This window comes from Bradyrhizobium sp. (genome assembly GCF_017881085.1).
GTDB lineage: Bacteria > Pseudomonadota > Alphaproteobacteria > Rhizobiales > Xanthobacteraceae > Bradyrhizobium.
This window is the reverse complement of record NZ_JADGRI010000011.1, coordinates 25969-35247: the sequence shown is the minus strand read 5'-3', so window position 1 is coordinate 35247 and position 9279 is coordinate 25969. Positions and strand designations below refer to the sequence as shown.

The window sequence follows — 9279 nt, the reverse complement described above, 5'->3', positions numbered from 1 at the left end:
ATTCGGGAGGATGCCATGACGCCGATGCTCCATCGCGGCTATATGGTTCGCGCCGCCGCCAGAACTGTTTCGCTCCTCATCGCCTTCGCCCTCCTGATCGCCGCGCCGGCGCTGACGCGCGCCGCTGACGTCGGCGAGATTCCGACCTTTGCGGTCGATGCGGCCTGGCCGAAGCCGCTGCCGAACAATTGGATCCTGGGCCAGGTCGGCGGCATCACCGTCGACTGGCAGGGCCATATCTGGGTGATCCATCGCCCGCGCTCGCTGACCGACGACGAGAAGGGGGCGGCGCTGACGCCGCCGCGCTCGAAATGCTGCGTTTCGGCGCCGCCCGTGCTGGAGTTCGACACCGACGGCAATCTGCTGCGCTCGTGGGGCGGGCCCGGCGAAGGCTATGAATGGGTCGGCCGGGAACACGGCATCGAGGTCGACGAGCGCGGCTTCGTCTGGATCGGCGGCAACGCCGACAACGACAACGCGATCCTGAAATTCACCCTCGACGGCAAGTTCGTCTCGCAGATCGGCCAGATCGCGCCGAGCAAGGGCTCCAACGACACCACGCAACTCGGCAAGCCCGCGGAGACCGCGATCGACAAGGACGCCAACGAAATCTATGTCGCCGACGGCTACGGCAACCACCGCGTCATTGTGTTCGATGCGACCACCGGCGCCTACAAGCGGCACTGGGGCGCTTATGGCAACAAGCCTGACGACGCCAAGCAGCCGCCTTACGATCCCAAGGCACAGGTCGCGCAGCAATTCGCCAATCCCGTGCATTGCGTGAAGATAGCCAATGACGGGCTGGTCTATGTCTGCGACCGCATCAACAACCGCATCCAGGTGTTCAGGAAAGACGGCACGTTCGTCAAGGAGTGGTTTTTCGAGAAGAACACGCTCGGCAACGGCGCGGTGTGGGACATCGCGATCTGGCCCGATCCGAAGCAGACCTACCTTTTGAGCGCCGACGGCGAGAACAACGAGATCCGGGTGCTGAAGCGCGACGACGGCACCGTGGTCGGCAGTTTCGGGCGCAACGGCCGCAACGCCGGACAATTCCACTGGATCCACGCCATGGCGGTCGACAGCAAAGGCAACGTCTATACCGCCGAGGTCGATACCGGAAAGCGGATCCAGAAATTCAAGCTCACCTCGGATGCGCTGCGATAGGCCGCGGCTTCATCAAGTGCCCGCCTCCTTGGGCGCAAATGCCACGCCACCATTTGCCGGAGCGCTGTCGCGCCAGCGCCCCGGCGTGACGCCCGTCACCCGCTTGAAGGCACGGTTGAACGCCGCTTCGGAATCATAGCCGACCTCGGCCGCAATGGCCGCCAGCCCTTCGCGGCCGGTTCGGATCCGTTCGGCCGCGAGCTGCATCCGCCAGCTCGTGAGATACTCGATCGGCGCCTGGCCCAGCACGGTCTGGAATCGTTCGGCCAGCACGGTGCGCGAGGAGCCGGCCTCATGCGCCAGATCGTCCACCGTCCAGCGCCGCGCCGGATCGCGATGCATGAATTGCAGGGCGCGGCCGACGATCGGATCGTTGAGCGCCGCGAACCAGCCCTTCGCGCTTGGCGGCAGGCTCGTGGCGTAACGGCGCAGCACTTCGACGAAAAGCAGCTCCATCAACCGGCCAAGCATGAGTTCGGTGCCGGCAGCGGCGCTTTCGGTCATCGCCAGTATCTGTTTCACCGTGGATGCGATCAGGGCGCTGACTTGATCGTCCCCGGTCCGATCCACCAGCAACGGCGGCAGGGTGCGAAACACCGGCGTCAGCAGGAATTCCGAGGATTCGATGAACCCGCAGACCACGCGTGTTTCCTCGCCGCCGCCGCCGTGATTGATGTTCCACATTCCCTTCAGCCGTCCGGGACGAACGACGTCGTCGGCTGCGACGTGCTCCGCGGGACGGCCATTCCAGAACTTGTGCGTGTCCGCAAACGGCATCAGCAGGATGTCGCCGGCCGACACCTTCCTTTGCTCGCCGGTCGCCAGTTCGACGCTGCACTCGCCCGCGGAAATCAAATGAAAGATGCTGATGTGACGCAGATGCGCCATCGGCGTGTGCTCGTCGAAATGCCTGGGGCTGACGATGCCGAACGGCGCGGTGAAGCAGGCGTTGAGATACACCGATCCGGTCAGACGCACCGCGCGTAACATTTCCGCGAGCACATCGTGACCGGCGCCGTCGCTTTCCGGCGTCGCTGCAAATGAAGGCGGCGTCCCGATCATTGAGAGAATAGCCCTTCGACAATATCCATCGGCCTCAGAGGCGCGGACCTTGGTCTGGCGCATTGCACTTTAGCCGATGGAGGCTGTCATGATCAAGAAATGGGCTGCCAGCGCAGCCAACCGGATAACCGAATTCATCGCGGCATTGCTGATGCGGTCGGCGATCAAGCCGTTGCTGCATATCGACGACCGCTCGCTCGCCGACGTCGGATTGTCCCGCTCCGACGTGGTCGAGAGCCTTGCAACCCCGCTCACCACCGATCCGGGCCGGTTTCTGGCCTTGCGCGCCAAACGGCGCGGCCGGGCCAGCCGCCGCGCATAACCACGGCAAACAACATCCATTTTTCAGCATTCATTTTGAGGAGACCGACATGAACCGACTGCTGATTTTTCTGTACGGCATTGTATCCTACCTGCTGTCCTTCGGGACGATCCTTTACGCCATCGGTTTCGTCGTCGGGCAGGTCGTGCCGAAGACCATCGACAGCGGCGCACCGGGGCCGCTGTTGCAGGCGCTGATAGTCAACCTGTGCCTGCTGGGGCTGTTCGCCGTTCAGCACAGCGTGATGGCACGACGACCCTTCAAGCGCTGGCTGACGCGATACCTGCCGGCGCCGATGGAGCGCAGCACCTATGTGCTGTTCGCCAGCCTCACGCTGCTGCTGTTGTACTGGCAATGGCGGCCGATACCGGCGGTGATCTGGCAGGTCGGCGGTCCGCCAATCGCCGCGGCCCTGACCGAACTCTCCCTCGCCGGCTGGCTGATCGTGTTGACCAGCACGTTCCTGATCAATCACTTCGAATTGTTCGGCGTGCAGCAGGTCGCCAACAATCTCGTCGGCCGCGAGACCCCGGCACCGCGGTTCAGGACCCCGCTGTTTTACAAATTCGTGCGGCACCCGATCTACCTCGGCTTCATCCTTGCGTTCTGGGCCGCGCCCACCATGACCGCCGGGCACCTTTTATTCGCCGCCGTGACCACCGGCTACATCCTGATCGGCATCTCACTGGAGGAGCGCGACCTGATCGCGTTGTTCGGCGACGACTACCGCCGCTACCGCGATCGCGTTTCGATGCTGTTGCCCTGGCGCAGCCGCCTTCCGCAATCCCCAAAACTGCGCACCGAACCGGTTCGCAGCACCGGAGCAGCGGCCGAATAGCCGCTGCGCCCCACCCCGCCTCCGTCGTCAACTTCAACCAGGAGAAACGCTACCATGAGCATCCAGGCCATCAACCCCGCGAGTTTCGACCTCACCGCGATCAAGGACCGCCAGCAGAAGGCATGGTCGTCCGGCGACTACGCGATCGTCGGCGTCACCTTGCAGATCGTCGGCGAAACGCTCTGCGAGGCCGTCGACCTGCGCAGCGGCCAGCGAGTGCTCGACGTCGCCGCCGGCAACGGCAACGCCACGCTCGCCGCCGCGCGCCGCTTCGCCGAGGTGACGTCCACCGACTATGTCGGGCCGCTGCTGGAACGCGGCCGCGAGCGCGCCGCGGCCGATCGGCTGCCCGTCGCATTCCGCGAGGCCGACGCCGAAGCGCTGCCCTTTGCGGATGCGAGCTTCGACGTCGTCCTCTCCACCTTCGGCGTGATGTTTACGCCGAACCAGCAGCAGGCCGCGAACGAGTTGATCCGCGTCTGCCGTCCGGGCGGAAAGATCGGCCTCGCAAACTGGACGCCGGAGAGTTTCATCGGGCAGCTGTTCAAGACCATCGGCAAGCATTTGCCGCCGCCGTTCGGCGTGCAATCTCCGGCGCTGTGGGGCGACATTTCGCACCTCAACAGCCTGTTCGGCACCAAGGCCAGCGTCGCCGCACAGAGCCGAAATTTCGTCTTCCGCTATCGATCGCCGGAGCACTGGCTCGAAATTTTCCGCGGCTATTACGGCCCGGTCGTCAAGGCGTTCGAGGCGCTCGACGCCGCAGCCGGCGCCGCGCTCGAAGCCGACATCGACGCTTTGCTGGAGAAGTTCAACATTGCCGACGACGGTACGCTGGTGGTTCCCAGCGAATACCTCGAGGTCGTCATTACCAGGAACGGCTGATCGGGGCCGCGGCCGACCTGATTTGACCCCGGGTTTTTGCTAACCTGGGGTCTTTTTGTGGGCCGCTCGACCCGATTGCAGTACCCTGCCACGGCACCGTGGTCGCGGCGGTTTCGGCCGCGACGCCCGGCAATGCCACGGGATCCATGCCAGGGCGGCCGCCACCAAGAGGCGCGTGTAAACCGCGGAATCTGGTACCGGAAAGCGAACTCCGGACGTTCAGACTTACGTCTGATGCGCTGCGATAACGCATTGCAGCAGAGCCCGAGAACGTCTATCGGGAGGGCAGATCGTTCGTTCGATCGAACCTGACCATACAAGGCTCCGGCAAGAGAGCCCGCCCCATTTCAGATTTGGAGGATTCCTTAATGAACACGACACTCGCGCGGCGCACCGCCGTGCTTCTCGCCTGCGCCGGGCTTTCGCTCGCCGCACCGGCCCTTGCCCAGGACAAGACGGTCAAGATCGGCGTGCTCAACGACATGTCGAGCCTGTACGCCGATATCGGCGGTCCCAATTCGGTGGTCGCGATCAAGATGGCGGTCGAGGATTCCGGCCTTACCAAGAAGGGCTGGAAGATCGACGTCGTGAGCGGCGATCACCAGAACAAGCCCGATGTCGGCGTCAACATCGCCCGGCAATGGATCGACAATGACAAGGTCGATGCGATCGCCGACACGCCGAATTCCGGCGTCGCACTGGCCGTGAGCAACCTCGTCAAGGAAAAGAACGCGGTGCTGCTCAACTCCGGCGCCGCCAGCGCCGACCTCACCGGCAAGGCCTGCACGCCGAACACGGTCTCGTTCACCTACGATACCTACATGCTCGCCAACGGCACCGGAAAGGCGCTGACCAAGGCCGGCGGCGACACGTGGTTCTTTCTGACCGCCGATTATGCGTTCGGCGCAGCGCTCGAGCGCGACACCACCGCGGTGGTCACCGCCAATGGCGGCAAGGTGCTGGGCGGCGTCAAGCATCCGATCAATTCGTCGGACTTCTCGTCGTTCCTGCTGCAGGCGCAGGCCTCGAAGGCGAAGGTGGTTGGCCTCGCCAATGCCGGCGGCGACACCACCAACTCGATCAAACAGGCCGCCGAATTCGGCATCGTCGAGGGCGGCCAGAAGCTCGCCGCGCTGTTGCTGTTCATCAACGACGTGCACTCGCTCGGCCTGAAGACCGCGCACGGCCTGACGTTCACCGAATCCTTCTACTGGGACCAGAACGACTCGACCCGCGCCTGGTCGAAGCGCTTCTCCGCGTTGGCGAACAAGAACTCGATGCCGTCGATGACCCAGGCCGGCAACTACGCCATGGTGCTGCACTATCTCAAGGCCATGGAAGCGCTCGGCGGCAATCCGCATGACGGCGCCAAGGTCGTCGCCAAGATGAAGGAACTGCCGACCGACGATCCCTTGTTCGGTAAGGGCCCGCTGCGGGCCGACGGCCGCCGCATCATTCCGGCCTATCTGTTCGAGGTAAAGAAGCCGGAAGAATCGAAGTATCCGTGGGACTATTACAAGCTGATCGCCACGATCTCGCCGGAAGACGCCGCCAAACCGCTCGAGGCGAGCGACTGCCCGCTGGTGAAGAAGTAACAGACCCCGCATCCGGCCGGATTCGCAAGAATCCGGCCGGTTGCACGTCAGAACCGACCGCCCGGGAAAACCGGCAAGGCAACCAGACTTCGATCAGAGGCTCTGAAGCCAGCTTGGAGAACGACCAAGGGGCGTTTCACGTACTGTATTCGATCGTTTCGCCCGGTCGAAATCGCCGCGCCTCTCGCTCCTCTTTGCGTCGGCCGTTGGATCCCGTGCCGGGCCGAACAGCCATCCGTCTCGCCGGCCGAGCAGATCGAAATTTCTGCTCAGCCCCCTGCCGAGGGGAAGAAGCAAATCGCCGCAGGCCGGAATCCCCGCCTCCGTTCGCGCGCGCCGGCGGCGGCCCCGGCGATTGTCAAATTGACGGCCGTCGATCAGATTGGCTCCGGCGCCAGCGCCCACCCGGCAAAAACAATCTGCGCCAATTCGGTCCGCGCGTATCGAGCCCGAAGCCGGAAATGAGGAAACATCATGAAGTCGATAATCACCGGTCTGATGCTCGGGATGACCTGCCTCGCAGGGACAGCCAGGGCGGCGGACACCGGCCAATTACCCTGCGCGACGACGGCCGAATGCAACCAGCAGGCCGCCAAGGTGGGCGCTGCGCCCGTGGTTCTCGACGCGTCGGTGACCAGCAAGACGGATCAGGCGGAAGATCAATTCTACTGGCTCAACAAGATCAACCGCGCCTCGGCCGTCATGCTGGTCGAGGAAAAGATCGTTGCTCCCGACCTTGGGCGAAAACTCGCGACCGGCGTCAATTCCACGATCGAGCAGGCGGGAAAACCCAATGGCAAGCGGCCGGGCGACGTCCTGCAGATCGAAAAGATCATCGCCGATTCAATCGGTCCCGACGCTTCCTTCATTCATACCGGCAGAAGCCGCCAGGATATGTACGCCACCTACCGGATGGCGAAGCTCCGCAACCAACTGCTCGATTTCTCCGACGCCCTGAACGGAATGCGCGCGCGCGTGCTGGCCGTCGCGGCGAAGAACGTCAATACGATCGTGCCCGCCTATACCAACGGCGTGCAGGCGCAGCCCACCAGCTATGCGGATTATCTGTTGGGCTATGAAGCCTCGTTTGCGCGCGACGCAGAGCGTATTCACGAACTCTACAAGCGGCTCAATCGCTGCGCGATGGGCACTGCCGTTCTTGCCAATTCGATCTGGCCGCTGAACCGCAAACGCATGGCCGACCTGCTCGGCTTCGATGGAATCATCGAAAATTCCATCGACGCTGGCCAGATCAGCCCGTCCGACATTGCGCTCGAGGCGGCAGCGATCGTCTCGTCCAACGCGATCCGTCTCGGCGCCGTGCTGAACGACATCCACACGCAATATCACCAGACGCGGCCCTGGCTTCTGCTCGACGAGGCCTCGACCTATACCAGCAGCGCGATGCCGCAGAAGCGCAATCCCGGCGTCATCATGCGCGCGCGCGAAGAAGCCTCTGACGTCGTCGGGCTGGCCGACACGGTGACGCTCCGCGCGCACAACGTGACCACGGGAATGACCGACTATAAGGCGTCGTGGGCGGAGATCGGCCTGTTCGCACACGCCGTCAACATGATCGGGGATTTCGACATCGTTCTGGACGCGCTCACGGTCAATCCGCAGCGTTCGCTCGAGGAGCTCGAGGACGACTGGACGACCTCGATGGAACTGGCCGAAACCCTGCAGAAGGAACATCACATTCCCTTTCGCGTTGGCCACGGCTTCGCCTCTTCCATCGTGACTTTCGCGCGGGCCAACGGCTTCAAGCCGAAGACTTTCCCCTATGCCAAGGCGGTGGAATTGTACGCCGATGCCATCCATGCCTTGCAGCTTCCCGACGCGAAGCTGCCGATGGATGAGACCGAATTCCGGCAGGTGCTGTCGCCGGAGTTCATGGTGAAGACCCGCGTGGGCATCGGCGGGCCGCAACCCGCCGAAGTTGCGCGCCAACTCGATCAAGCGCTAAAGACACTGGATGCCGACAAGACCTGGATGGACACCGCCCGGGGCAACATCAGAAGCGCCGACGCGCGGCTGGACTCGGGCTTCCGTCAGCTGCTTGCGCCGTGATCGGGCCCCTGCGCCGGGCTAATGTTCCCGCGCCTTCGCCAGCGTGCGAACCGCAAGCAGAAGCGCCAGCAGCAACAGCGCCGATGCCAGCAGGAACGGCGCGCCCGGCAATTTCAGCGGCGCCCGGGCGCCGATGAAATAGGCGAAGGTCAGCGTGAACAGGAACGGTCCGAGCATCTGCGACACGCTCTGCACGCTCGACGTCGCGCCCTGCAGCTGGCCCTGCTGGTCCGGGGCGACCAGCTGCGTCGTCAGCGCCTGGGTTGCCGCGCCCGCCACGCCCCACAGCGACATCACGGGAATGCCGATCCAGAACAGCGGACCGGTCGGCGCCGCGCCGTAGATCAAAAAACCGGCAACGCCGGAGCCGAGGCCCAGCAAGAGAGCCTGGCGTTCGCCGAGGCGCCTGACGATCGGTCCGATCGCCAGCCCCTGCACGGCCATCGAGCAGACGCCGACCAAGGCCAGCGTCAGGCCGACGGTGGTCGCATCCCAGCCGTAGCGATAAGTTGCGTAAAGTACGAAGGTCGAGGGCAGCACGACATGTGCGACCTGGGCCAGGAAGTTCACCACCGACAGCCCCGCGAGCACGCGGTCGGAGCCCAGCAGACGCAAAGCTCCCAGCGGATTGGCGCTCTTCCAATGGAACGGCGAACGGCGATCTTTCGGCAGCGACTCCGGCAGGATCAGCAGGCCATAGAGGGTGTTGGCAAAGCTCAGGGCGGCGGCAACCCAGAACGGCAGCCGCGGATCCATGCCGCCGAGCAGCCCGCCGACCGCCGGTCCTAAAATGAATCCGGCGCCGAACGCCACGCCGATCTTGCCGAACGTCGCCGCGCGCTGCTGCGGCGGGGTCAGGTCCGCGATGTAGGCGAAGGCGGTGGAGACGCTGGCCGAGGTGATGCCCGAAATCAGCCGGCCGATGAACAGCCAGGTCAAGGACGGCGCCAGCGCCATCAGCACATAGTCGAGCGCGAGGCCGAAATTAGACAACAGCACCACCGGCCGCCGGCCGAACCGGTCCGACAGGCCGCCAAGTATCGGAGAAAACAGAAACTGCATCAGCGCCCATGCGGTGCCGAACAATCCAAAAATCCGCGCCGCGCTCGCGGTATCGTTATCGACGAAACTTTCCACCAGCTGGGGCAGGATCGGCAGGATCAGGCCGAGCGCGAACATGTCCAGCAGAATGGTGACGAAGATGAACGCCACCGCGCCGCGGCGCGGCGCGCCTGGCAATGGCGGCACGATCGTGTCCGCTGGCGGCTCTTCGGTCATGATTTTCGCGCGGGTTTGCCGGCGGCTTCGCTTCGGGCGAGAGACTAAGCCACGCGCCCGCG

8 protein-coding genes are annotated in these 9279 nt (G+C 64.1%); 6 read left to right on the top strand and 2 right to left on the bottom strand.

What is annotated here, in order from left to right; genetic code table 11:
• The first annotated feature begins 15 nt into the window (after positions 1 to 15).
• Positions 16 to 1167 carry a hypothetical protein gene (locus QZ213_RS02415; RefSeq protein ID WP_291684449.1) on the top strand — a complete coding sequence of 384 codons (1152 nt, stop codon included), beginning with the start codon at positions 16 to 18 and terminating at the stop codon, positions 1165 to 1167.
• 12 nt (positions 1168 to 1179) lie between these two features.
• Here the strand turns inward: QZ213_RS02415 and QZ213_RS02410 are convergent, their stop codons facing one another.
• Entirely contained in the window at positions 1180 to 2229 is a 1050-nt protein-coding gene (locus QZ213_RS02410) for an AraC family transcriptional regulator (protein WP_291684445.1), read from the bottom strand.
• Positions 2230 to 2317: 88 nt separating this feature from the next.
• Between QZ213_RS02410 and QZ213_RS02405 the strand changes: the two genes are divergently transcribed.
• From QZ213_RS02405 to QZ213_RS02385, 5 genes are all read left to right on the top strand, one after another.
• A complete protein-coding gene (locus QZ213_RS02405; protein WP_291684444.1) occupies positions 2318 to 2551 on the top strand; it encodes a hypothetical protein in 234 nt (77 codons plus the stop codon).
• A gap of 49 nt (positions 2552 to 2600) precedes the next feature.
• Entirely contained in the window at positions 2601 to 3389 is a 789-nt protein-coding gene (mddA, locus tag QZ213_RS02400) for a methanethiol S-methyltransferase (protein ID WP_291684443.1), read from the top strand.
• A gap of 54 nt (positions 3390 to 3443) precedes the next feature.
• Complete coding sequence (locus QZ213_RS02395) at positions 3444 to 4274, top strand: class I SAM-dependent methyltransferase (protein WP_291684442.1); 831 nt, start codon at positions 3444 to 3446, stop codon at positions 4272 to 4274.
• A 368-nt stretch (positions 4275 to 4642) separates the two neighbouring features.
• Complete coding sequence (locus tag QZ213_RS02390) at positions 4643 to 5869, top strand: ABC transporter substrate-binding protein (RefSeq protein WP_291684441.1); 1227 nt, start codon at positions 4643 to 4645, stop codon at positions 5867 to 5869.
• Between the two features lie 474 nt (positions 5870 to 6343).
• On the top strand, positions 6344 to 7939 hold the full coding sequence (locus tag QZ213_RS02385; RefSeq protein ID WP_291684440.1) for an argininosuccinate lyase: 1596 nt from the start codon (positions 6344 to 6346) through the stop codon (positions 7937 to 7939).
• Positions 7940 to 7957: 18 nt separating this feature from the next.
• Here the strand turns inward: QZ213_RS02385 and QZ213_RS02380 are convergent, their stop codons facing one another.
• On the bottom strand, positions 7958 to 9217 hold the full coding sequence (locus QZ213_RS02380; protein ID WP_291684439.1) for a TCR/Tet family MFS transporter: 1260 nt from the start codon (positions 9215 to 9217) through the stop codon (positions 7958 to 7960).
• Positions 9218 to 9279 lie beyond the last annotated feature (62 nt).